We start from the raw sequence: 578 nt of genomic DNA on the forward strand, positions 1-578 counted from the left end.
GGGTTGTAGTCTTATGAAATTACACAAGGGAGCATGGCTCCTTATTCTGCAACTTTGCTTTGAGCTTCAGGCTCGCACATGGAGAAGGAGACATCCTTAGGCGCTAGCACCCTCTTCAACAGGCTTGAATTCCTGCAGCCCCTTGAGGTTCTCCCAYGGCTTCTCCCAKACCTTAGCTTCGTAGAGCTTCTTGACTTCGCCATCCTTCACTTCAATAGTGAGATAGTACATCGTGCCAGCAACCACTTGTGTCTTGGCCTTCACAAGCTTCTCGAACCCCAGAAGAGCATTGGCCTTCTTGTTGTGCTCATCGACGGCGAAGCGGGCGMGCTCCTGGAGGTGAAGGTCGTTCTCGCTCCCCGGCACGTCCTGGATGCCGCCCACCWACGTCCCGGTGTTGTTGGCCATGGAATCCTCCTGTGCGTTGCGGGTGGACGATACGGCGAGGGCAAGCAGTATGAGCAGGGCAGACACGAGTGAGACGATTCGATGTTTGCGCATCTGGATTGGGGAATTGGGGCGGAAATTTATAGCCGGAGAAGATCTCGGGAGACGACTGGAGGCAGCTACGATGAACG

General features: G+C 54.9%; 1 protein-coding gene. It reads right to left on the bottom strand.

The window, feature by feature from the left end:
* Positions 1-96 precede the first annotated feature (96 nt).
* Positions 97-408 (bottom strand): cystatin domain-containing protein, encoded by a 312-nt coding sequence (locus FWJ25_RS20760; protein WP_188093683.1) that lies wholly within the window; start codon positions 406-408, stop codon positions 97-99.
* Positions 409-578: the final 170 nt, after the last annotated feature.

The organism is Marinobacter salinexigens, assembly GCF_008370345.1.
Classification (GTDB): Bacteria; Pseudomonadota; Gammaproteobacteria; order Pseudomonadales; family Oleiphilaceae; genus Marinobacter; species Marinobacter salinexigens.